The following is a 22,423-nucleotide window of genomic DNA, read 5'->3' as shown; positions in this document are numbered from 1 at the left end:
GTCACCGGGACAGCAGCCGGCGCTTTTGGGCGGCGAACTCCTCGCCGGTCAGATAGCCGGCGTCGTGCAGTTCGCCGAGTTCGCGGATCCCGGCCGCCAACTCCACCACCGAGCTCAGCGGAGCATGCGCCACCGCCACCGCTGTCTGCTCGGCCGAATCCGAGGACGGCTTGCCGCCCCCCGTGGATGCGGCGGCCACAGTCGCCTTCCCGGAATCCGAGCGGCGCTGGTTCAGGGCGCCGGCCAACGCACTGCCGCCCATACCGGCCAGAGCCATCTGGCCGAATGCGGTGCCCAGCCCAGCCGCCGACGTGGGGGCGGCGCCCAGCGGCGTCGAGAAGCTGGCATGGCGGATCTCGGGGGCCAGCTCGGCCCAACTGATCGGCGTCGAAAGCGCCCCGAGCGGAAACCCCTCGCCCCTGGACGCCACCACCGGGACGTGCGGGATGCGCAGCGTATCCGTGCCCGGCAGTTCCGCGACTCCACCCAACTGGCCCAACGCCTCCAAGATGCTGCGCTGGCCGCCGCGCAGGATGTCCTGCGTGTCGAAGATCTCTTGGGAGTCCTGCTCCGCGAAATGCATTGCCGCGCCGGCGAGGAAGACACCGAGGATCGACATCGGCAGGGCGATCCCAAGGGCCGTCTCGTCGGCGATGACGCCCATCCAGTCGAAGAATCCAGAAGGGATGTCGCTCGGCAATGCCATGCCGGGCAACCCCGGCGCGGCCTCCGCCGAGCCGGGCCCGGCCAGTGTGGAGGCCAGCCGCGACGACACCGTCTGCGCGAGGTTGGCGGCGGGATTGGCCTGAGCGCCGGTCTGGCCGACTGGTCCGGCCGGGTTACTGGTCTGCGGCGGCGGCGCGAACGGCTCCAGTTCCCTGGCGGTCGTCGACAGGGCCGAGTAGCTGTACATCGCGGTGGCGTCCTGCGCCCACATTTCGCCGTACTGGGCTTCGGTGGCCGCGATCGCCGCGGCATTCTGGCCCAGCAGATTGGTGGCCAGCAACGTCAGCAACTGAGCGCGGTTGGCCGCGATGATCGACGGAGGAACCGTCAGGGCGAACGCGGCCTCGTAGGCGGCCACCGCCGCTTTGGCTTGTAGGGCAGTCTGTTCCGCCTGTCCGGCGGTGGTGTTCAACCACGCCACGAACGGGGTGGCCGCGGCCGTCATCGCCGCCGACGAGGGGCCCGACCATGCCCCGCTGGTCAACTCGGCAACCACGGACTCGTAACCTGCTGCCGCCGTATGCAGTTCAGTCGCCAGTCCGCTCCAGGCAGTCGCAGCGGCCAGCATCGGCCCCGAGCCGGCGCCGAGGTACATGAGGCCGGAGTTGACTTCCGGCGGCAACGCCGCGAAGTTCATTGCCCGTGCGCGCCTGTAGCGGCGTTCGCCCGCGTAGCGGAACGCCGCGCTCGGGAACAGCGGTCCATTGCAGTTGCATCCCTCCGGTCACGGGTCGGTGGTGGTGTGATCCGTCGATCTAACTCGCCCGGCGCTCCACAGGGGGGCTCGACACTCCGGGGCGGCAAACACCTCGACCATGGCGTCAAGGCCGACGATGCGCTGGGCGTACCACCATTCTCCGAGCCCGAACCGGTGACTCGCCATGGTGTTTGACACCCAATCGCGCGCTGCGGTGACCCGTATGGACATTGTGTGTCGCGCAGACCAGGGTGGTGGTATGAGCCGTTGGACTGGGCTCGTCGACCGATTTCGGCGGCGGGCGAGCGCGCCCGCGCGGGGGTTTATACGGCGTGTCGTCCTGATCAACGGTTTGGTCTTCACCTTCGGCACCCTGGTGCTGGCCATGTCGCCCGCCACCGTTTCGGGGCCCGTCCGATTGACCGAGATCCCGGTGCTGGTCATCGGGCTGGCAGTCGTGGTGGGGGCCAACGCGTTGCTGTTGCGGTCAAGCTTGGCCCCGTTGGACCGTCTCGCCGCGTCCATGCGGCGGGTGGATCTGCTCCGGCACACCGACCGGGTGGACGACACCGGCGACGCCGATCTGCACCATCTCATGGCGTCGTTCAACGCCATGCTGGACCGGCTGGAAACCGAACGAGCCTCATCGAGTGCTTTGGTGCTGGCCGCGCAGGAGAACGAGCGGCAGCGGATCGCCCGCGAGTTGCACGATGAGATCGGCCAGACCCTCACCGTTGCCCTGCTCACCCTCAAACGAGCTGTCGACGCGGCGCCGGACGGAATACGCGGTGACCTCGCGGACGCGCAGGAGATCGTGCGGGCCAGTCTCGACGAAGTGCGCGACATTGCGCGACGGCTGCGCCCGGATGCCTTGGAAGACCTCGGCCTACAGAGCGCACTGCAGGCGCTGTGCAACCAGTTCACCCAGGCGAGCGGTATTGACGTCGTCAAAGACATTGGTCCGCAAGCAGAACGGTTGAATCCCAACGTGGAGTTGGTGTGCTACCGCATCGTGCAGGAGAGCTTGACCAATATCGCCCGGCACTCCGGTGCGCAGAAAGTGTGGCTGGATTTGCACGTCGATGCAGCGGGGGAGCTGACCCTGCGGATCTCCGATGACGGCACGGGCGGGATGAGCGCAGAAGGTGCGGGCATCACCGGAATGCGCGAGCGCGCACTGCTGGTGCACGGCACCCTGACCATCACCTCGTCGGCCGACCAAGGTACCGAAATCCGGCTGGTGGTGCCGGCCCGGCCGGGGGTGGGACGGTCATGATGCCGACCCAGCCGGCACGCATCCTGCTGGCCGACGATCACGCCCTGATGCGCAGTGGGCTGCGGATGATCCTGGACGCCGAGCCAGACCTGTCCGTCGTCGCCGAGGCCGCCGACGGGGCCGAGGCGCTCGCAGTGTTGCAGGAAACCCCTGTTGACCTGGCCATTCTGGATATTGCGATGCCGCGGATGACGGGATTGCAGGCCGCCCGCGAGATCAACCGCAACCATCCCCACGTGCGGGTGCTGATGCTGTCGATGCACGACAACGAGCAGTATTTCTTCGAAGCTCTCAAGGCCGGCGCGTCGGGCTACGTCTTGAAGTCGGTAGCCGACCGCGACCTGCTCGAGGCATGCCGGGCGACGATTCGTGGTGAGCCGTTTCTCTACGCCGGGGCGGTGACCGCGCTGATTCGGGACTACCTGCATCGGGCGCGGCACGGCAATACGCTGCCTGAAACCATCCTCACGCCGCGTGAAGAGGAAGTCCTCAAGTTGATCGCCGAGGGCTTCTCGGCGCGGGAGATCGCCAAGACCCTCGGCATCAGCGCCAAAACAGTCGACCGGCACCGGACCAACACCCTGCAGAAATTGGGCCTGCGTGACCGCCTGGCGCTCACCCGGTACGCGATCAGGACCGGGCTGATCGAGCCGTAGCGGCGTTCGCAAGCGCGGCGGAGCCGGGCGCAGCGGGACGCCGCCCGAGCCGTAGCGGCGTTCGCAAGCGCAGCCGTAATGGGTGTTTAACCCCCCGCCGAATGGGGGTTGTATTCCATGGCGCGAGGCCGCTGCACCACACAGACTGGTTTTAGTGGTGGTGGGAGATGGGTGCGGACGTGCTCTGGGCGCGTCCGCGGTCTCCTCACGATTAGCCACGACTGAACGCATCGACTTAAACGAAACGGCCCGTGGAGCGTGATGCTGGCGATACTGCTTGCCCATGTTGTTGGCACAGCTGCTGCACCGGCGTTGGTGCGCAGGTGGGGCAGGACGGCCTTCTATCCGCTGGGATTGATCCCGCTGGTATCGCTGGGTTGGGTGGTGGCGAACTGGCCGGCCGGTCCGGCTGACGACCACCGCGTCACGGTGCCCTGGGTGCCTGGACTGTCGATGGACATCGCGTTGCGGTTCGATTCGCTGAGCGCGATCATGTGCGTGCTGGCGCTGGGGATCGGCGCCTTGGTCTTGTTCTACTGCGCCGCATACTTCCGCCCCGTCGGGTCGCAGACCGACACCGATCCGCGGCTGCCCAGCTTCGCCGCCAAGATGGTCGGTTTCGCCGGAGCGATGTTCGGGCTGATGGTCGCCGACAACGCGTTGGTGCTCTACGTGTTCTGGGAAATGACGACGGTGTTGTCGTTCCTGCTGATCGGCCACTACGCCGAACGCGCCATCAATCGCCGGGCAGCCACCCAGGCATTGCTGGTGACCACCGCCGGCGGGCTGGCCATGCTGGTCGGCATCATCATGGTGGGCAACGCCGCCGGGACCTACCTGCTCTCGGAGCTGGTGGCACATCCGCCGTCGGGGACCGTCGTCACTGTCGGGGTGCTGTTGATCCTGGTCGGTGCGCTCAGCAAGTCGGCGATCGTGCCGCTGCACTTCTGGCTGCCCGGCGCCATGGCGGCACCGACACCGGTCAGTGCCTACCTGCATGCAGCGGCGATGGTCAAGGCCGGGATCTACCTGGTGGCCAGGCTGGCGCCGGGGTTCGCCGATTCGCCTGGCTGGCGGCCGACGCTGATGATTCTCGGACTGGCCACCGCACTGTTGGCGGGATGGCGGGCCGTGCGCGAGTACGACCTCAAGCTGCTGCTGGCCTACAGCACCGTCAGCCAACTGGGGCTGATGATCGTGTTGGTCGGAGCCGGCACCGGTGATCTCATGCTGGCCGGGTTGACTGCCATGTGCGCGCACGCGGCGGCCAAGGCGACGCTGTTCATGGTGGTGGGGATCATCGACCATGCCACCGGCACCCGCGATCTGCGCGAACTGGCCGGATTGGGACGCCGTGCCCCGGGGCTGTTCGTGGTCGCTGCCGCTGCCGCCGCCAGCATGGCCGGGGTGCCGCCGTTCGTGGGCTTCATCGCCAAGGAGACCATCTTCGGGACCGAGGCACAGTCCCCGGTCCTGGGTTCTGCCGGTCCGTACGTGCTGGCCGCCGGGGTGCTCGCCTCGATGTTCACCGTGATCTACAGCGTGCGGTTCGTGTGGGGCGGCTTCTCCAGCAAGGGCCGGGTCGCGCCGAGTGCTCCTGTGGCCGGGCTGCACCGACCGGAAGTGTCCTTCCTGGCACCTCCGGCCGTGCTGGCCGCCGCCAGCCTGGCCTTGGGGTTGTGTGCGCTCACCCTCGACACCGTGTTGCGCAGCTACGCCGACACCATGCCCGGCGGAACCGGCTATCACCTGGCGCTGTGGCACGGCGTGGGTCTGCCGGTGATGCTGTCGGCGCTGGTGCTGGTGGTCGGCACCGGTATCTTCGCCGCCCGCGGACCACTGCAGCTCACCCGGTTGCGGCGGCTACCGCTGGGCAAGGCCGACCGCATCTATGACGAAGTGCTTCGGCTGCTCGATGTGGCAGCGGTCCGGCTGACCGGTGTCACTCAGCGCGGCTCCCTGCCGCTCAACCAGGGGATGATCTTCGCGACGCTGGTGGTGCTCCCGCTGACGGCGCTGGCGTTGGGTGCGCGCAACCACGTCGAGCTGCACCTGTGGGATACGCCGCTGCAGTTGACGGTCGCGGTGCTGGTGGTCGCCGGCGGGATCGGCGCGACGATGGCTCGTAACCGGCTGTCCGCGGTGTTGATGGTCGGCGTGACCGGTTACGGGTGCGCGGCGGCATTCGCCTTCCACGGCGCGCCCGACTTGGCGCTGACCCAGCTGCTGGTCGAGACCGTGACCCTGGTGATCTTCGTGCTGGTGTTGCGCACTCTGCCGGCGGAGGCCGAGCGACCCACCATGGCGCTGAACAGGCTGCCGCGGATAGTGCTGGCCGCAGGGGTGGGTATCAGCGTCGCGGTGCTGGCGGCCTTCGCGATGGCGGCGCGCGCCAGCGACGGCGTGGCCGAGGCGTTGCCCGAGGCGGCCTATGTCCGCGGCCACGGCGCCAACACCGTCAACGTGCTGCTGGTCGATATCCGGGCCTGGGACACCCTCGGCGAGATCTCGGTGCTGCTGGTCGCCGCGACCGGGGTGGCCTCGATGGTGTTCCGCAACCGCCGGTTCGGTCGGGCCCCACGGATCGCCGACGCCGGCGCCGGGCGCAAGAACCGGGGCATCGCCACCCCGTACAGCCCGGCAATCGGGTCCACCACCTGGCTGCGGGGCAGCGCGTACCACGATCCCAATGAGCGGTCGCTGGTGCTGGAGGTCGCGACCCGGATCATCTTCCCGCTGATCATGGTGGTCTCGATCTACTTCCTGTTCGCCGGGCACAACTATCCGGGCGGCGGCTTCGCCGGCGGTCTGGCCGCCGGACTCGGGCTGGCGTTGCGCTATCTGGCCGGCGGACGATACGAGCTCGGCGAGACGCTGCCCCTGGACTCCAGCAAGATCCTGGGCGTCGGGCTGGCCCTGGTGGGCGGGACCGCGTTGGGGTCGTTGTTCCTGGGGGCGCCGGTGCTGTCCTCGGCGGTGCTGAGCTTCACGCTTCCGGTGGTGGGGCACGTCGACGTGGTGACGTCGTTGTTCTTCGATCTGGGCGTGTACCTGGTGGTGGTCGGCATGGTGCTTGATGTGCTGCGCAGCCTGGGGGTGCGATTGGACCAGGAGCTTGAATCGCAGTCCGCTGCCCGACCGATGGCAGGAGTGTCATGACCGCCCATCTGGTTCCCTTGCTGATGGCCGCCGGGCTCAGCTCGTGCGGGGTCTACATGTTGCTGGAACGCAGCCTGACCCGAATGTTGTTGGGCCTGATGATGATCGGCAACGCCATCAATCTGCTGATCATCGATGTCGGCGGACCTGACGGGAATCCGCCGATCCTTTGGGCCAGCTCCGGCAAGGAAACCGACGCCGACCCGCTGGCTCAGGCCATGGTGTTGACCTCCATCGTCATCACCATGGGCGTGGGCGCCTTCGTGCTTGCCCTGACCTACCGCTCCTACAACCTGACGACCACCGATGACATCGGCGACGACCAGGAAGCGACCCGCGTCTCGCAGCTGTCCGACGAAGAGGTCATCGCCGCAGAACAAGAACAGGGCGTGCCGGTGGCGGCCGGTGAGCTCGACGCCGTTCCCGAAAGCGAGGTGTCACGGTGAGTCTTGCCGCCGTCTTGATGCCGCTGCCGGTGTTGCTGCCCACGCTGGGCGCGGCGGTGACGCTGATCGTCGGCCGTCGTCCCCGGCTGCAGCGGCCGATCACCATCGGAGTGCTGTGCGCGGTAGCTGCGGTCAGCGCGGTGCTGCTGTACCTGACCGACCGCAACGGCACGCTGGTGCTGCATGTCGGAGGTTGGGGGCCGACCGATCAGGGGCTGGGGCCGCTGGGCATCAGCCTGGTCGTCGATCGATTGTCTGCGCTGATGCTGGTGGTGTCGGCGGTCGTGCTGCTGGCGGTCATGGTCTACGCCATCGGGCAGGGCGTGCGCGACGGCGACGACCGCCAGCCGGTGTCCATCTTCCTGCCCACCTACCTGACCCTGGCCACCGGCGTCTCCCTGGCGTTTCTGGCGGGCGACCTGTTCAACCTGTTCGTCGGGTTCGAGATGCTGCTGTCGGCCAGCTTCGTATTGCTGACCATCGGCGCCAGTGCCGAACGCATCCGCGCCGGCATCGGCTACGTGATGGTCTCGATGGCCTCGTCGTTGGTCTTCCTGTTCGGCATCGCCCTGGTCTACGCCTCCACCGGCACGCTGAACCTCGCCGAGCTGGCGACGCGGACCGGCGACCTGCCCGGCGGCATCCGCAGTGCCGTGTTCGCGGTGTTGCTGGTGGCGTTCGGCATCAAGGCCGCGGTGTTCCCGCTGTCGGCGTGGCTGCCCGACGCCTATCCCACCGCGCCCGCCCCGATCACCGCGGTGTTCGCCGGGATTCTGACCAAAGTCGGTGTGTACGCGATCATCCGGGCGCACTCACTGCTGTTCCCGGACGGCGGACTGGACTCGGTGCTGCTGGTCGCGGCGCTGTTGACCATGCTGATCGGAATCTTCGGTGCGATAGCGCAGAGTGACATCAAGCGGGTGTTGTCATTCACGCTGGTCAGCCATATCGGCTTCATGATGTTCGGGGTCGCGTTGTCGAGCCAGCAGGGCATGGCCGGCGCCATCTTCTACGTGATGCACCACATCATCGTGATGACCACGCTGTTCTTGGCGGCGGGACTGATCGAACGCCAGGGCGGCGCCTCGTCGCTGCAGCGGCTGGGTGGCCTGATCGCCAACCCGTTGTTGGCCTTCGTTTTCCTGGTTCCGGCCTTCAATCTCGGTGGTATTCCGCCCTTTTCCGGCTTCATCGGTAAGACCGCCGTACTGCAGGCCGGCGTGGGTGACGGATCGGTGCTGGCCTGGTGCCTGGTGGGCGGGGCGGTCGTGACCAGTCTGCTGACGTTGTACGTGCTGGCGCGGGTGTGGACCATGGCATTTTGGCGCCGCCGGGTGGACGCCCCCGAGGGGGAGTTGGTGCTCGCCGCTCCGCCGGTGCTGCTCGACGACGTCGGTGACATTGCCTACGACGACCGCGATGATGTCGGAAAGATGCCGACGTGGATGGTGGTTCCAACACTCGCACTCATCGGACTGGGCCTGTCGCTGAGCGTGCTGGCCGGACCGATCTTCGCCTACACCCAGCGGGCCGCGGCGGAGGTTCTCGACCGGGGCGAATACATCTCGACCGTGTTGTCGGTGGGTACACCATGAGGGCCCTCGCGCTGCGCATCTTCGCGGTGACCGCGCTGGCAACCGTGTGGGTGCTGCTGTGGGGCCGCTTCACGATCCCCAACATCGCCACCGGGATCGTGGTCGCGATCGTGATCCTGGTCTTGCTGCCCATGCCGCCCGTGCCGGTGCAGGGCCGGGTGCACCTGGTGCCGCTGATGAAGCTGTTGGGACTGTTCACCTGGTACCTGATGGAGTCCAGCATTCAGCTGATGTGGCTGGCGATCCGGCCCGGACCGCCGCCGCGCACCGGGGTGCTACGGGTGCCGCTGACCATCAAGTCCGACCTGGTTTTGGTGCTTGCCGCCAACATCACCACGTTGATTCCCGGATCGATGGTGCTCGAGATCGATCAGGTGCGCCGCATCTTGTATTGCCATGTGATCGATGTCGGGTCTGCGCCGGCGGTGGAACGTTTCTTTCAGCAAGTCGCGCAGGTGGAGCGACTGTTGATCGCCGCCTTCGAGCGCGACGACGAATGGCTGCCGGCGGGAGCAAGCGCATGAACGTGATCTGGGCGACCGCGGGCGTGCTGTTGGGCATCGCCGCGGTCATCACCATGTATCGGTTGCTGGCCGGACCCAGCACCTTGGACCGGCTGGTGGCACTGGACACGCTGGCCGCGATGACCATGTGCGGTATCGGTATCTGGGCCGCGGTCAGCCGGGACACCACCGTGACCTACAGCCTCGCGGCACTGGCGTTGGTCGGCTTCATCGGCTCGGTGAGTGTGGCGCGTTTCCGGGTGCCCGACGACGCACCTGATCTGGGGAGGCAGCCGTGATCCTGCTCGACGTGTTCGCCGGCGTGCTGGTGCTCGCCGGGTCGGTGCTGGCGCTGACCGCGGCGATAGGCGTGGTGCGGTTCCCCGATACCTTGGCCCGGATGCACTCGGCCACCAAACCGCAGGTATTGGGCCTGTTGCTGGTGCTGTTCGGCGCGTTGATCCGGCTACGCGGCAGCCACGACGCGGGAATGGTGACCGTGAGCATCCTGTTCACCCTGATCACCGCGCCGGTGGTCGCGCACCGGGTGGGTCGGCTGGCCTATCAGGAGCAGGACATGACCGAGGTGCTGACCGTTGATCAGCTCGGCGAGCTGACCGAGGAGGATCAGCTGCCGCTGTGATCGGGCCGTAGCACCGCGACCAGGAAATCGGAGTCCGCGGTGAAGGGCCGCAGGTCCCAGGTGGCCAGCAGTAGATCGGTCGCAAAACCGGCGGCCGACGCATCACGCAGGAACTGATCGAAGTCGTAGTCCCGGTCGGCGCCGAAGCCGATCACGGTCCGGCCGTCGTCGGCGCAGTGAGCGTGCAACCGGCGCAGGATCTCCGCGCGCGTGCTCGGGGCCACGAATGCCATGACGTTGCCCGCCGACACGATGATGTCGAACGGTTCGGAGATGCCGCGGGCGGGCAGGTCGAGTTCGGCGAGGTCGCCCACCAGATAGCGCGGTCCGGGATAGTCCTGCTCGGCGGCCTCGATGAGCGCCGGGTCGACGTCGACACCGACCACGTCGTGACCGCACGTGGCCAGGACGCCCGCGACCCGGCCCGGGCCGCAGCCGGCGTCGAGGATCCGGGCGCCACGGGAAGCCATCGCGTCGATGAAGCGCGCTTCGCCGGCCAGATCCTTACCGGCGCGGGCCATCTCGCGGAAGCGTTCGATATACCACTGCGAATGCCCGGGATCGGCGGCGACTTTCTGCATCCAGAGGCTCTGCTCGACCATGAGTGCATTCTTCCAGGGGCGTCACGGGGTGGGCAGGCGGACGTCGATCGACTCCAGCAGTGCCTGTTTGGCGGCGATGTAGTGCGGGTTGTCGGCGTCGGTGGTCTGCAGGGTGACCGTGATCGCCCAGATCCTGGCCTTGGTGTTCTGCACCGCGATGAGCAGGCCGGTCGTGGGTCGGCCCTGCAGGTTGTAGGTGATCGTCCTGCTGGGAAAGCCCGACACCGTGCCTGCGATGTCGGTGTCGAGGTCACCGACGAGGTCGATGACCGCGGCGCGCTCCTTGGCCAGGGCCTGCGATGGGAGTCCCACCTGGCCGGTGAGCTCTTCGCACGTCACCACCGCGTTGGGCGTGAAGCCGTGCCGCCGCAGCTCCTGGTTGAACAGAATGCCGCGGATCGACGTCTCGTCTTTGCCCGGCATGAACCCCCAACCCTGCGGCTGGGGGAGGGTGATCGTTGGTTCGTCGGGCGTGCGGGGATCGAGTTGGATGGGTCCCTCGCTGGCTGGCTGACTTTCGGGTTCCACGTCAAGTCCTTTCGGTGCGTCAAGAACGAGAACCAGGCCATCGCCCGATCGGCCAGCGTTTGCGGACGTAGGCGGCGCCGAAGCCGAGGTAGGAGAAGAACGCTGCTCCGATGGCCGCGCTGATCAGGTCTGACGTCTCGGGGTTCTTCACGGCGCTGTAGAGCGCGACAGCGAATAACGTTGTACACACCAGAGGGCCGATGAGCCAAAACAGCCACTTCGACTTCGCGTCCTTACGGGGGTCCACGGGGACTGCGACAAGAAACATCACCGCCCCGGCGGCAAAGATGATGCGCTCTGCGTTATTGATGGTGATCGATCTCCCTTACCTATGGGCCAGCTCAGCCGAAGAGGCTACGCCAAACACTGTGGGACACATCCGAAATCTCTTCGCCCATCTTCTTTCCGATCTCGCTGCCGATCACGCCGCCGACCACCGCTCCGACGCCGGCGCCGATCACGGTTCCGGCCCCCGGGGCGATCATGGTCCCGATCCAGGCCCCCGCTTCGGCCCCAGTGGTGGCGCCGACCAAGCCACCGCCGATATCACCCGCGGTTTTGGCGCCGACGTCGACCAGAGTGGTGCTCAGGGCGGCACCGTTGCTCACGTCGTTTGCGCCTTCGATGATCCCGTTCACACCGGTGACGAAGTTTCCGGCCAAACCCAGACGTTTGCCGAACCTCTCGACGGTCTCCAACGCAGTACCCATGGGGACGCCGCCCGGAATTGCGGCGCTCGGCGATCCGCCCGGGACGAACTTCCCAACGTTGGCGGGTACGTTCGCTCGTTCACCGGCCGCGGCCAGGCCGTCGCCGACGTTGCCCCATTTGCCGTTGATCTGGGTGGGTGGGGTGGGCGGCGGTAGTGACCCGGGGACCATCACGGGCGTGCCCGGTGGCACCCACGGCGGGGTGGCTCCGGCGCCGCCGTCGCCGGCCTTGCCGTCCGGCGTTCCGGGAGCTTGGCCGTTGGCGCCGCCAGTGCCACCGGCGCCGCCATCGGCTCCCGTCGGGGTACCGCCTGCCGGCGGTGTCTGCCCGGCACCGCCGTTGGGTGTGCCGTTGGTGGGGCTGGCGGCCCCCGGAGTGCCGTTGCCGGCAGTGGGCTCGCCCTCGGCGTCGAACTTGCGTACCACGACGTCTGGGTCGTAGCCGTCCTTGACCCGCAGGTTGGTCAGGGCCTGCTTCAGTGTCTTGGAGTAGTCGTTGCGGATAAACGTCTCGTTGTGCAGGGCCGTCTCGGTGTCGGCCTTGGCGGCCCGACGAACCTCCTCGATGTCGGCGTCGCGATCCAGGCCCTGGCTCTCCAGGTCGAGGTAGTGCCCGATCAGATAGTCGGCGGTCCCCAGGTTCTCATTGAGTGACTTGATGTTGCCCCGCGAGGTTCCGCGGGCCTGAGCCAGGGCGGCAGCGATGGTCTCCAGGTCGGCGGCGATCTGACCGAGCTGTTCATTGGTGGCGTGCAGGCTGTCTTTGACGCGCTGGACTTCGGCGCCGTTGTTGATGGGTTGCTCGCCGTTTTCACGGTTGAACTGCGTGAAGTGCTCTTGGGCGGTGCGGAAGGACTCTTCGGCGGCGGTGGCCGAGCCGGCGGCGGAGTGGAACGCCTGGGCCAGGAAGTTGATCTGGGTGGGGCTGCCGGCCTGCAGACTGTCATCGATCGCCCACGGATCACCGCCGGCCTGCGCGATGAGATCGTCGACGTGCAGGTGCTGCAGGGTGGGACGACTCACTGCCGGGGGCCGGCGACGTCTCGCAACAGTTTGGCGTTGTGGTCGTCCATCTGGGTGAAGCCCGCGGCCGCCGTGCGCACGTTCTCGGCGATGCCGGTGAGGTTCTGGTGGTGGCCCTGCAGGGCGTCGCGATGACTGTCCTTGGCGCTGCCCAGCGCGGCGTGAAAACCGTCTGCGTCGTCGAAGTCGCCGAACATCTTGGACGTCACGCCGGCCACGTCGAGGCGCTGAGCACCGTCATTGGCGTGCCCGCCGGCGTCGTCGGACACGTTTGCTCCGGTGCGCAACACATGGGGGTTGACGTGCATCGCCGGTCACCTTCCGTCCGCTTGTGTCGAGGTCAAAGCCTACCGACGGGCGCGCAACCGTCAATTCACCCGCGGCAGATTGGGCGCAGACGCAAGGGAAAACCCTGTTTCGTCACCGGGTCGGCGAATCCTAGATTCGGCCCAGAGCGGAAGGTCGGGAGGGGAAGGAGCGCCCGCCGTGGGCCCGAGAAGTCTTGTCGTTGCTGCGGCCCTGGTCGGCGCCGCGGTCGAGGTGGTCAGCCCGAGCGGGCCGGGACCGCTGTCGGGTGCCTACACCATGACCATCACCGATGGCGCCGGAATCGTCCGCGCCGGATCGGCCTACCCGTGGTTCTTGGCGCCGTGCGGCACGGGCTGTCTCAACGTTCGCGACACCGCCATCGGCTGGGACAAGGATGCCCACCTCGAGGGCAACAGATGGGTATGGACCGTCAACGATGGGAAATTGACCCATTCCTTCGATCAGAAGACCCTGGCCGGGAAGCTGGCCGGCTCGTCAGCCACCATCTGGTGGGTGTTGACCAAGAACGCCTGAAGGCGGCCGGGTCACACCAGCGGGCGACCGGTGCGGATACGACGGTCGAGGTCCCACAGGATCAAGTTGAACGGGAAGCCGCGCAAGAACTGCGGCAGCACGTTGTTGACTGCGCGGAGCACGCCCATCAGCCGGTCGAACCGACGTTGCTTGTCGGGGCCCCACGGCAGCTGCATCTCGTCGCGGAAGCGCTGCGGAAGGAAGCCGGTGGTGATCAGCGTCGCGATCCGCTCGTTCGTCCGCTGCAACGGGCCGGGCAGGGTCAGGCCCCGCAGCCGGCTCGCCGCGATCGGCTCCAGGTATTCGCGGACGGCGTCATCGATGTGGACCTTGTCCAGCTGGTCCTGCCAGTACCGGTCGAAAGCGGCCCGGTCGGCCGGCCACATGTCCTCGGGCACCTGCAGCATGGTGGCCATCGCCTTGCCCTCATTGTGGTAGTGCCGGTCGGCGTGCTCGTCGTCCATCTCCCCGAGGAAGATGCGGTGGATGTCGACGTTGCCCTTGTACAGGCAGGCTCCCACCCAGAGCTGCAGGTCACGGTCGAATGCGTTGTACTTCACCGGGCTGTCGGCCGTGGAACGAACCTGACGGTGGGCACTGTTGACCGCCTCGCGGAACGCGGCCTTCTGCTCGTCGCTGCCCTGGGTGGAGACCACCAGGTAGGTGAACGTGGTACGAGCCCGTTTGATCGGATGCCGGTCAACCCGGCCGCTTTCGACCTTGCTCTCCATCACGCCGTAGCCCACTCCGGGCCGCGCCAGTTGCATGATCACGTTGGCTGGTCCGGCCAACAAGGCGACGCCCATCATCATGTTGTCGTCGCAGGTGACCTGCGGCAGCCAGGAACGCTTGCGCGGCGCGGGGTGCGCGCTCAGCGAGTCGTTCACCGAACGCTCCACCAGGGGAACGGGCTCGCTGATTGTCATGACTGCACCTCGCTGATTGTGAGAACGTCGGTTTCCCGATATTGCCCAGCTGTGGGCCCGGTGTCAAGATGGTGAACGTGGTCTCCGCCGTGCCCGAGCGTCCTTACCGGGGTGTGCAAGCAGCCGATCGGCTGGCTGAGCGCCGGGAACGCCTGTTGACGGCCGGGCTCGACGTGCTGGGTGCCCGCGATTTGATCGAGCTGACGGTGCGAGGGATCTGCCACCGGGCCGGCGTGGCGTCGCGGTATTTCTACGAGAGCTTCGCCGACAAGGACGAGTTCGTGGTCGCGGTTTTCGACCGGGTGGTCGGCGACCTGGCGGCCAGCACCCAAGCCGCCGTTGCCGCGGTGCCCTCTGCCGAGCAGACCCGAGCCGGGATGGCCCACCTGGTGTCTGCCATCGCCGGGGACCTCCGCGTCGGCCGGATGCTGTTCAGCACCCAGCTGACCAACGCGCTGCTGGTGCGTAAGCGAGCCGAATCCAGTGCGCTGTTCGCGATGTTGTCCGGCCGCCACATGCAGAACGTCTTGCGGGTGCCGGGCAACGACCGGATCAAGGCGGTCGCGCATTTCGTGGTCGGCGGGGTGGCCCAGACCATCAGCGCCTGGCTGGCTGGTGACGTACACCTGGCGCCGGATCAGTTGGTGGACCAGTTGACCGCGCTGTTGGGCCAACTCGACGACCCGGCCCTGTTCCGCGGCTAGGTCGATGGCGATGGCCCGCTGCGCCCGGCTTCGCCGCGCTTGCGACCACCGCTAGGCCGCCTCACCCCGCGAGGCTCTGTGTGATCGCATCGAAGGCACGCAGGGTGTCGGCCAGCATCCGCGAGTCCGCCGCGTAGGACTGGGTGGACACCTTGGCGCCGACCACCTCCGCGGCGCGGTCGACGTAGATCATCTGACCGCACATGCCTTGGCACAGCACCACATTGCTGCCCGGGTACGGCAGCCAGACCTGATTGCGGTACATCCCGCCGGGCATTCCGGTTTCGTCGGGGCTGGCGGCGAACGCCTGGCGTGAATCGGGACCGCCGTCGAGCGTGTCGGCGATCCACGCCGGCGGGACTACCTGCCGGCCGGTCAACGAGACGCCGTCGCGTAAGAACAGTGACCCGAACCGGATCAGGTCGGTGAGGCAGGCGCTGATGCCCCCGTCGAAAAATCCAGTGCCGACCGGGTCCACGCCTATGGTGGCGTCACATTGGGCACCGATGCGGCGCCACAGCAGTTCCGACATCAGCTCGGGCATCCGCTGACCGCCGGCGACCTCGCAGATCCAGCCCAGTACATCGGTTTCGCACGACCGGTATCGGAACGGGCCGCCGTGCGCCGATATCTGCCGCAACGTCAGCAGGAAGTCGCGCAGCGTGGCCGGACCGTCCTCGCTGGCCCTGGGCGCCCACCCGACTGCCTCGTCGAGGGCGTGTATCTCCGCGGTCGGATGCAGGTAGTTGTCCGAGAAGGCGATACCCGACCTCATGTCCAGCAGGTGGCGCACCGTTGCGCCGGCGTAGCCGCAGTCCGCCAGGGCGGGCACGTACGTGGTGACCGGGGCGTCGAGGGCGATCACCCCGGCCCCGTGCAGCGCGCCGACCACGGCGGCCACCATCGACTTGCTCACCGAGAACAGCAAGTGCCGGATGTGTGCTTCCAGAGCGCCGACGTACTCCTCGGCCACCAGCGTGCCGCGGTGCGCGACGGCCCACCCATCGGTCGCGGTGACGGCCATGATCGCGCCGACAGTGGTCGGGGCCCCGTCGGAGGCGGTCACCGGGACCGTGGCCAGCTCAGCGCGGGACGCGGGCAACGCCGCGACGGGCCCGGTCCCGCGCGCAATCACCGCGGTCGGCACGAAGTCTTCGACGTGCTGAAACGACCACCGCGAATAAGGCTCGGACAGCCAGTTGTCCAGGGAGATCCCGGCCGGGCGGCGACCGGGCGCGGCGTCGCTCACGCTCGCGCGACGAGCCGGGAGACGATCGGTGTGGCCGGTGTCAGGGGTGTTGAGACGAATTTCGCTCTCATGCCGTTGACCCAGCGCTGGCAGCGTTCGGTTAGTCGATAGTCGGTGGTCTGCAGGTGTCCGCGGGTGACGAGTACGCCGAGTTGGGCGCCTTCGGAACGCAAGTCGCCGGGTGCCGCGACGCGCATGTAGAACGCTTCGGACCCGTCGAGCAAGGTGGCCCAGTCGTTGGCGGACCGCGCAAAGGACACCCGACCGTCGTCGTCGATGCGCCACACCCCGGTGCGTGGCGTCGCGGTGAAGAGCTCGACATCCGGCGAGGTCTCGTTGATGATCACCTGGCCCCAGACCTCGTCCTCGCCATAGCCACGCTCCCAGCGCGCGTTGATCTCGTCGATGTCGAGCGCATACTCCACGTCCATGTACTCGAGCAGATGGAAGAGGAACAGCGGCATGTCGGCGTAAGCCTCGGTGGTCAGGTTCGTCATCGGGCTGGCGCCGGACAGTCGCGGGTTGACCTCGCCGAGGTAGAGCTCGTCGGAGTCCAGGTCGTGCAGAAGGTCCACTTCGAAATAGCCGCGGTAGCCCTCCCGGCTCAGGATGTCGCCCAGCTTTCGCACCATTTCTCGGGCGGCGTGCGTCTGGTCCGGCGGGAGCACCTCGCGCCAGATGTCGTTGCCGCACCAGGCGCCGGGATTGGGGGTCAGCTCCGAATAACCGACCAGACTGGTCATCGCGGGGCCGATCACGGTTCCGTGGCGAGTCACCGCACCTTCGATGCACACCTCGACATTGCGGATCCGCTTCATGACTTTGAATTCCTGCTCCGCGGTCAGCGCACCGGCGTGCTGGTCCCAGTCGGCCTGACCGCGCACAAAGAACGTTCCGCTACCCGCGTTGCCGTAGGGGATGGAGATGACGAGGTCATCTCCCAATCCGGCATCCCGCGCGAGCGTCAGCAGTTCTTCGTAGGAGCCGGCTCGACCCATCACGTGCGGCACACTCGGCACGCCCGCCGCGTCGGCCAGGCGCGTCATGACGGTCTTGGAGCCCAGGCGATTGCGCACCGCCACCGAGGGGTGCATGACTTCCAGACCGGCCTGCCGCGCGAGCGTTTGCGTTTCCTCCTCCATCATCACGAAGCAGGCCTTGCCACCGGGGCCCCGGCCCGCGATGAACTCAAGTGTCTCGGGATCGGACAAGAGGTGGTTGCACACGTCTCCCATGGAGTCGAAGTCGATGCGGTCGCGCCGCCGCGGCACGAACACCCGTGAATGGGTGCCTTCGAAGGAGTCGAAGTAGGTCAGGTAGAAGAAGTTTCGAACCCAGCGGTCGATACCCAACAGGTTGAACGGGGTCGGCGAGATGAAGTACAGCGGCGCGGTATTGGTGTGGAAGAACGCGCGCACGTCGGAGATGCCGTTCAGACAGCGGCGGGGCGCTTCCATGCCCAAAAGTGTGCGCCTGCGCTAGCGAACCTGTCGAGGCCGACGTGCAGGGCTGTCAGCTGCGATGTTTGCGGCTCTTGCGCCGGATGCCGACGCCGCCCCACAGCGAGAAACCGCGCACCTTGACCGTCGGTGCACCGGGGGTGCCTGTGCCCTCGACACGCTGGTCGAAGCCGCCCATCACGCCGTAACCGTGGATGTCGACGTTGACCTCGGGCGGCAGCAGGATGGTCTGCCCGCCCATGATGGAGTAGGCGTTGATCTCCACGTCCGGTGAGGTGAAGTCGGCGTAGCGCAGATCGATGACGCCGCCGCCCCACAGGGAGAACGTGGTCAGCCGCTTGGGCACGTTCCATCGGCCGCGTCGCTCGAAAGAACTCATGATGGCCAGCAGCAACGTGGAGGGCGCGGGTTTGCAGTCACCACCGCGGTGCGGGCACACCGAGGAGCCTGGCAGGTCGGCACGCAGACCGTCGAGCTCGTCGTAGGTCTGTGCCGCGTAGGCCTTGGCGAGCCGGGCTTCGTACTCGCTCATCGGCAGTTGACCCTGCGCGACGGCGTCGCCGAGCACCTGCGCCAACTGGATCCGGTCGGTGTCAGCGGCGCGCGACGTGGTGGCGTTGCTGTCGTCGTGACTACGCCGGGTTGAGTTCCTCATCGGATACGTAGCCTACGACTAACCGCGTTCGCCGCAAGCGGGGTTACCCAAAGTAGTTACTCTGCCCAGCTCGGGGGACGTTTCTGCAGGAAGGCCAGCATCCCTTCGCGGGCCTCGTCGGAGACGAACATCCGCGCCGACGCCACGCTGAGCGGCTCGGCGTCCCGATCGAACCCGGCCAGCACCGCCGCGGTGGTCAGGGCCTTGGAGGCCGCCAACCCCTGCGGTGACCCGAGCCGCAGATTGGCGACCAGGTCCGCGACGGCCGCGCCGACGTCCTCGGCTGCCAGGGTGATCAGCCCGATCGCCGCGGCTTCGGCTGCGCCGAACTTCTCGCCGGTCAGGTAGTAGCGGGCCGCGGCCCTCGGCGACAGCTTGGGCAGCAGCGTCAGCGAGATGATCGACGGAGCCACCCCGATGCGGGCCTCGGTCAGGGCGAAGGTGCTGGCCGGCCCGGCGACCGCGAGGTCGCAGGCGCCGACCAGCCCCATGCCGCCGGCCCGTACGTGGCCGTTGACCGCCGCGATCACCGGCCGCGGTGACTCGACGATCGCGCGCAGCAGGGCCGCCATTTCGCGGGCCCGGTCCGCGGCGAGCTCGCCGGGATCACCCCCGGACGCTTCGCTGAGGTCCGCGCCGGCACAGAACGTGCCGCCGGTGTGCCCGAGCACCACCACCCGCACGTTCGGGTCGGCCGCCGCGTCGCGCAGCCCGGCGTGCAGCTGAGCGACCAGCTTCGACGACAGCGCGTTGCGGTTGTGCGGTGAGTCCAGGGTCAGCCGGGCCGAACCGTCGCCGGTGTCTTCCGGCCCGGTGTAGGAGACCAGCGTGTCCATCAGTACGGCCTCAGTAGCTTCGAGGCAGGCCCAGCGAGGTCTGCGCGACGAAGTTGAGGATCATCTCCCGGCTCACCGGTGCGATCCGCGCCAGCCGGGACGAGGTGACCGCCGCGGCGATGCCGTACTCCTTGGTCAGGCCGTTGCCGCCGAGCGACTGCACCGCCTGGTCGACCGCCCGCGTCGACGCCTCGCCGGCGGCGTACTTGGCCATGTTGGCCGCCTCGGCAGCACCGAAGTCGTCGCCGGCGTCATAGAGCGTCGCCGCCTTCTGCATCATCAGCTTGGCCAGCTGGATCTCGATGTGGTTGGCCGCCAGCGGATGCGACAGACCCTGGTGCGCGCCGATCGGGGTCTTCCACACCTGGCGGGTGGTGACGTAGTCGACGGCCTTGCCGATCGCGAAGCGGCCCATGCCGACCGCGCTGGCCGCGCCCATGATGCGCTCGGGGTTCAGGCCCGCGAACAGCTGCGCGATGGCGGCGTCCTCGGAGCCCACCAGCGCGTCCGCCGGCAGCCGCACGTCGTCGAGGAACACCTGGAACTGGCGCTCGGGGCTGACCAGCTCCATCTCGATCGGCGTCCAGCTCAGTCCGGGGGTGTCGGTGGGCACCACGAACAGCGCGGGCCGCAGGTTGCCGGTCTTGGCGTCTTCGCTGCGGCCGACCACCAGCACGGCCTGCGCCTGGTCGACGCCGGAGATGAAGGTCTTCTGGCCCTTGAGGATCCAGTCGGAGCCGTCGCGGCGCGCGGTGGTGGTGATCTTGTGCGAGTTCGATCCGGCATCGGGCTCGGTGATGGCGAACGCCATGGTCAGCGAGCCGTCGGCGATACCGGGGATCCACCGCTTCTTCTGCTCGTCGGTGCCGAACTTGGAGATGATGGTGCCGTTGATGGCCGGTGAGACGACCATCATCAGCAGCGCGCAGCCGTTCGCCGACATCTCCTCCATGACCAGCGACAGCTCGTACATGCCGGCGCCGCCGCCGCCGTACTCCTCGGGCAGGTTGACGCCGATGAAGCCGAGTTTGCCTGCCTCGTTCCACAATTCGTCGGTGTGCTCGCCGGCGCGGGCCTTCTCCAGGTAGTAGTCCTGGCCATAGTTGCGGGCCACCGCTGCGACCGACTCGCGCAGTGCGCGTCGTTCGTCGCTTTCGATGAAGCTGGTGTCGCTCTTGGAATCGGTCACAGTGGATCTCCTTCTGCTTCGGATGCTGTTTCGGATTGTTCGACACGGGCCAGCACGGCGCCGACCTCTACCTGGTCGCCCGGCTTGACGTCGAGTTCAGTGAGCACGCCGTCGGACGGCGCGCTGATGGTGTGTTCCATCTTCATGGCTTCCAGCCAGATCAGTGGCTGGCCGGCGCTCACCTGGTCACCGACCGCCGCGCCCAGCCGGATCACGTTGCCGGGCATGGGCGCCAGTAGCGATCCCTGCGCGACCGCCGACTCGGGATCTCCGAATCGAGGCAACGCCACCAGGTGGACACCGCCGGCGGGGGAGTCGATGTAGACATCCGAGCCGTAGCGGGCGACGGTGAACGTGCGGGCGACGCCGGCCGGATCGGCCAGCACCACTTCATCTGGAGCCGACGAAACCAGGGTGACTTCGGCGCCGTTGACGATCAACCCCGTTCGGGTGAAACGGTATTCGACCCGATGTTCGGTGCCTGCGTCGTCGAGGTAGCCCTTGGACTGGAAACCCGAGGCCAAGTTGCGCCAACCGCCGGGGATGGAGCCGAACACCTCCGCGGTGGCCCGATTGTGTGCGGCGTCGGCCAGGGCGGCCGCGATCGCGCTGGCCTGCACTGTGGCGGCGTCGGCCAGCGGCGCCGACAGTTCCGCCAGACCGTGGGTGTCGAAGAACGCCGTGTCGGTGGCCCCGTCCAGGAAGGCCGGATGGCGCAGCACGTTGACCAGTAGGTCGCGGTTGGTGCGCAGGCCGTGCAGCCGGGTTCGCGCCAGCGCGCCGGCCAACACGGTCGCGGCCTGCCGGCGGGTCGGTGCGTAGCTGATCACCTTGGCCAGCATCGGGTCGTAGTGAATGGAGACCGTCGATCCGCCGACGATGCCGGAGTCCAGTCGGACGCCGGTGCGCCGGGACAGCGTCTCGAACTGTGCCGTCACGCCCGGGATGTCGAGGGCGTGCACGAGCCCGGCCTGCGGCTGCCAGCCGTGGGCGGGGTCTTCGGCGTAGAGGCGAACCTCGATCGAATGTCCCTGCGCGGCCGGCGGCTCGGCGTCCAGCCGGGCACCGTCGGCCACCGCGATCTGCAGTTCGACCAGGTCGACACCGGTGGTCTCCTCGGTGACCGGGTGCTCGACCTGCAGCCGGGTGTTCATCTCCAGGAAGTAGAACTCGCCGCGGGAGTCGGCCAAGAACTCCACGGTGCCCGCGCCGGTATAGCCGATCGCGCTGGCCGCCAGCCGGGCGGCCTCGAACAGCTTGGCTCGCATTCCGGGGGTGCGTTCCACCAACGGCGACGGCGCCTCTTCGATGACCTTCTGGTGGCGGCGCTGAATCGAGCATTCCCGCTCACCGACCGCCCACACCGTGCCGTGCTGATCGGCCATCACCTGCACCTCGATGTGGTGCCCGGTCGGCAGGTAGCGCTCGCAGAACACCGTCGGGTCGCCGAATGCCGAAGCGGCTTCGCGCTGGGCGGCCTCGACTTCGCCTGCCAGGGCCGACAATTCGTTGACCACCCGCATGCCGCGGCCACCGCCGCCCGCGGAGGCCTTCACCAGCACCGGCAGTTGAGCGGCGGTGACGGTCGCCGGGTCGAGTTCTTCGAGAACCGGCACGCCCGCCGCGGCCATCATCTTCTTGGACTCGATCTTGGAGCCCATCGAGGTCACCGCGGCCACCGGCGGCCCGATCCAGGTCAGACCGGCGGCCTGCACGGCGGCGGCGAAGTCGGCGTTCTCGGAAAGGAATCCGTAGCCGGGGTGGATGGCGTCGGCGTCGGCGGCCCGCGCCGCGGCGATGATCGCCTCGGCGGACAGGTAGCTGGTGGTCTCCGGCAGGCGGACCTTCGCGTCGGCTTCGGCGACGTGCGGCATGCCCGCGTCGGGGTCGGTGTAGACCGCGACCGTGCCCAGGCCCAGCCGACGGCAGGTGGCGAAGACCCGTCGGGCGATCTCGCCGCGGTTGGCCACCAGAACAGTGCTGATCATTGACTCTGC

At 67.7% G+C, this 22,423-nt stretch carries 23 protein-coding genes; 10 read left to right on the top strand and 13 right to left on the bottom strand.

What is annotated here, in order from left to right; translation table 11 throughout:
• Position 1 precedes the first annotated feature (1 nt).
• Positions 2-1,363 (bottom strand): PPE family protein, SVP subgroup, encoded by a 1,362-nt coding sequence (locus ACJH5R_RS01410; RefSeq protein ID WP_406756066.1) that lies wholly within the window; start codon positions 1,361-1,363, stop codon positions 2-4.
• A gap of 319 nt (positions 1,364-1,682) precedes the next feature.
• Here ACJH5R_RS01410 and ACJH5R_RS01405 point away from each other — a divergent pair, with 319 nt between their 5' ends.
• From ACJH5R_RS01405 to mnhG, 8 genes are all read left to right on the top strand, one after another.
• Positions 1,683-2,699, top strand: coding sequence for a histidine kinase (locus ACJH5R_RS01405; RefSeq protein ID WP_406756065.1), 1,017 nt, complete (start codon positions 1,683-1,685; stop codon positions 2,697-2,699).
• Positions 2,699-3,355, top strand: a complete 657-nt coding sequence (locus tag ACJH5R_RS01400) for a response regulator transcription factor (protein ID WP_024443568.1) — start codon at positions 2,699-2,701, stop codon at positions 3,353-3,355. Before ACJH5R_RS01405 ends, ACJH5R_RS01400 begins: the two co-directional genes overlap by 1 nt.
• A 261-nt stretch (positions 3,356-3,616) precedes the next feature.
• The gene (locus ACJH5R_RS01395; protein WP_406756064.1) at positions 3,617-6,514 is read left to right on the top strand and encodes a Na+/H+ antiporter subunit A; all 2,898 of its coding nucleotides are present in this window, start codon (positions 3,617-3,619) and stop codon (positions 6,512-6,514) included.
• The gene (locus tag ACJH5R_RS01390) at positions 6,511-6,960 is read left to right on the top strand and encodes a Na(+)/H(+) antiporter subunit C (RefSeq protein ID WP_406781134.1); all 450 of its coding nucleotides are present in this window, start codon (positions 6,511-6,513) and stop codon (positions 6,958-6,960) included. The genes ACJH5R_RS01395 and ACJH5R_RS01390 overlap by 4 nt, the downstream gene beginning before the upstream one ends.
• Positions 6,957-8,555, top strand: coding sequence for a Na+/H+ antiporter subunit D (locus ACJH5R_RS01385; RefSeq protein WP_406781133.1), 1,599 nt, complete (start codon positions 6,957-6,959; stop codon positions 8,553-8,555). Before ACJH5R_RS01390 ends, ACJH5R_RS01385 begins: the two co-directional genes overlap by 4 nt.
• Positions 8,552-9,079 (top strand): Na+/H+ antiporter subunit E, encoded by a 528-nt coding sequence (locus ACJH5R_RS01380; RefSeq protein WP_406781132.1) that lies wholly within the window; start codon positions 8,552-8,554, stop codon positions 9,077-9,079. Before ACJH5R_RS01385 ends, ACJH5R_RS01380 begins: the two co-directional genes overlap by 4 nt.
• A complete protein-coding gene (locus tag ACJH5R_RS01375) occupies positions 9,076-9,357 on the top strand; it encodes a monovalent cation/H+ antiporter complex subunit F (RefSeq protein ID WP_406756060.1) in 282 nt (93 codons plus the stop codon). Before ACJH5R_RS01380 ends, ACJH5R_RS01375 begins: the two co-directional genes overlap by 4 nt.
• On the top strand, positions 9,354-9,701 hold the full coding sequence (gene mnhG / locus ACJH5R_RS01370) for a monovalent cation/H(+) antiporter subunit G (RefSeq protein WP_406756059.1): 348 nt from the start codon (positions 9,354-9,356) through the stop codon (positions 9,699-9,701). Before ACJH5R_RS01375 ends, mnhG begins: the two co-directional genes overlap by 4 nt.
• Here the strand turns inward: mnhG and ACJH5R_RS01365 are convergent.
• The 5 genes from ACJH5R_RS01365 to ACJH5R_RS01345 all read right to left on the bottom strand — a co-directional run bounded on the left by ACJH5R_RS01365 (position 9,686) and on the right by ACJH5R_RS01345 (position 12,872).
• Positions 9,686-10,303, bottom strand: coding sequence for a class I SAM-dependent methyltransferase (locus tag ACJH5R_RS01365; RefSeq protein ID WP_406781131.1), 618 nt, complete (start codon positions 10,301-10,303; stop codon positions 9,686-9,688). The two genes, mnhG and ACJH5R_RS01365, sit on opposite strands and share 16 nt — an antisense overlap.
• Before the next feature lie 21 nt (positions 10,304-10,324).
• Positions 10,325-10,831 (bottom strand): LpqN/LpqT family lipoprotein, encoded by a 507-nt coding sequence (locus tag ACJH5R_RS01360; RefSeq protein WP_406781130.1) that lies wholly within the window; start codon positions 10,829-10,831, stop codon positions 10,325-10,327.
• A 19-nt stretch (positions 10,832-10,850) separates the two neighbouring features.
• Entirely contained in the window at positions 10,851-11,021 is a 171-nt protein-coding gene (locus tag ACJH5R_RS01355) for a hypothetical protein (protein WP_192830995.1), read from the bottom strand.
• Positions 11,022-11,172: 151 nt separating this feature from the next.
• Entirely contained in the window at positions 11,173-12,564 is a 1,392-nt protein-coding gene (locus ACJH5R_RS01350; protein WP_406756056.1) for a hypothetical protein, read from the bottom strand.
• On the bottom strand, positions 12,561-12,872 hold the full coding sequence (locus tag ACJH5R_RS01345; protein ID WP_406756055.1) for a DUF2563 family protein: 312 nt from the start codon (positions 12,870-12,872) through the stop codon (positions 12,561-12,563). Before ACJH5R_RS01345 ends, ACJH5R_RS01350 begins: the two co-directional genes overlap by 4 nt.
• 178 nt (positions 12,873-13,050) lie before the next feature.
• Between ACJH5R_RS01345 and ACJH5R_RS01340 the strand changes: the two genes are divergently transcribed.
• Positions 13,051-13,407, top strand: coding sequence for a hypothetical protein (locus ACJH5R_RS01340; RefSeq protein ID WP_406781129.1), 357 nt, complete (start codon positions 13,051-13,053; stop codon positions 13,405-13,407).
• A gap of 11 nt (positions 13,408-13,418) precedes the next feature.
• Here ACJH5R_RS01340 and ACJH5R_RS01335 read toward each other — a convergent pair whose 3' ends face one another.
• Positions 13,419-14,333: an oxygenase MpaB family protein gene (locus ACJH5R_RS01335; protein ID WP_406756053.1), complete on the bottom strand. Its 915-nt coding sequence runs from the start codon at positions 14,331-14,333 to the stop codon at positions 13,419-13,421.
• Between the two features lie 68 nt (positions 14,334-14,401).
• On the opposite strand from ACJH5R_RS01335, the gene ACJH5R_RS01330 reads away from it, so the two are divergent.
• The gene (locus ACJH5R_RS01330; RefSeq protein ID WP_406756052.1) at positions 14,402-15,037 is read left to right on the top strand and encodes a TetR/AcrR family transcriptional regulator; all 636 of its coding nucleotides are present in this window, start codon (positions 14,402-14,404) and stop codon (positions 15,035-15,037) included.
• A 61-nt stretch (positions 15,038-15,098) separates the two neighbouring features.
• On the opposite strand, the gene ACJH5R_RS01325 is transcribed toward ACJH5R_RS01330, so the two are convergent.
• Genes ACJH5R_RS01325 through ACJH5R_RS01300 form a run of 6 tightly spaced genes read right to left on the bottom strand, consistent with a single transcriptional unit; the run spans position 15,099 to position 22,414 of the window.
• The gene (locus ACJH5R_RS01325) at positions 15,099-16,286 is read right to left on the bottom strand and encodes a serine hydrolase domain-containing protein (protein ID WP_406781128.1); all 1,188 of its coding nucleotides are present in this window, start codon (positions 16,284-16,286) and stop codon (positions 15,099-15,101) included.
• Positions 16,283-17,743, bottom strand: coding sequence for a biotin carboxylase (locus tag ACJH5R_RS01320; protein ID WP_406781127.1), 1,461 nt, complete (start codon positions 17,741-17,743; stop codon positions 16,283-16,285). Before ACJH5R_RS01320 ends, ACJH5R_RS01325 begins: the two co-directional genes overlap by 4 nt.
• A gap of 55 nt (positions 17,744-17,798) precedes the next feature.
• Entirely contained in the window at positions 17,799-18,401 is a 603-nt protein-coding gene (locus ACJH5R_RS01315) for a DUF1707 domain-containing protein (protein ID WP_406756049.1), read from the bottom strand.
• Between the two features lie 56 nt (positions 18,402-18,457).
• The gene (locus ACJH5R_RS01310; RefSeq protein WP_406756048.1) at positions 18,458-19,237 is read right to left on the bottom strand and encodes an enoyl-CoA hydratase family protein; all 780 of its coding nucleotides are present in this window, start codon (positions 19,235-19,237) and stop codon (positions 18,458-18,460) included.
• 10 nt (positions 19,238-19,247) lie between these two features.
• Positions 19,248-20,426: an acyl-CoA dehydrogenase family protein gene (locus tag ACJH5R_RS01305; RefSeq protein ID WP_406781126.1), complete on the bottom strand. Its 1,179-nt coding sequence runs from the start codon at positions 20,424-20,426 to the stop codon at positions 19,248-19,250.
• Entirely contained in the window at positions 20,423-22,414 is a 1,992-nt protein-coding gene (locus ACJH5R_RS01300) for an acetyl/propionyl/methylcrotonyl-CoA carboxylase subunit alpha (RefSeq protein ID WP_406781125.1), read from the bottom strand. Before ACJH5R_RS01300 ends, ACJH5R_RS01305 begins: the two co-directional genes overlap by 4 nt.
• Positions 22,415-22,423: the final 9 nt, after the last annotated feature.

Origin of the sequence: Mycobacterium sp. SMC-19, assembly GCF_045310815.1 — a bacterium.
Classification (GTDB): domain Bacteria; phylum Actinomycetota; class Actinomycetes; order Mycobacteriales; family Mycobacteriaceae; genus Mycobacterium.
This window is presented reverse-complemented; position numbering and strand designations above follow the sequence as displayed.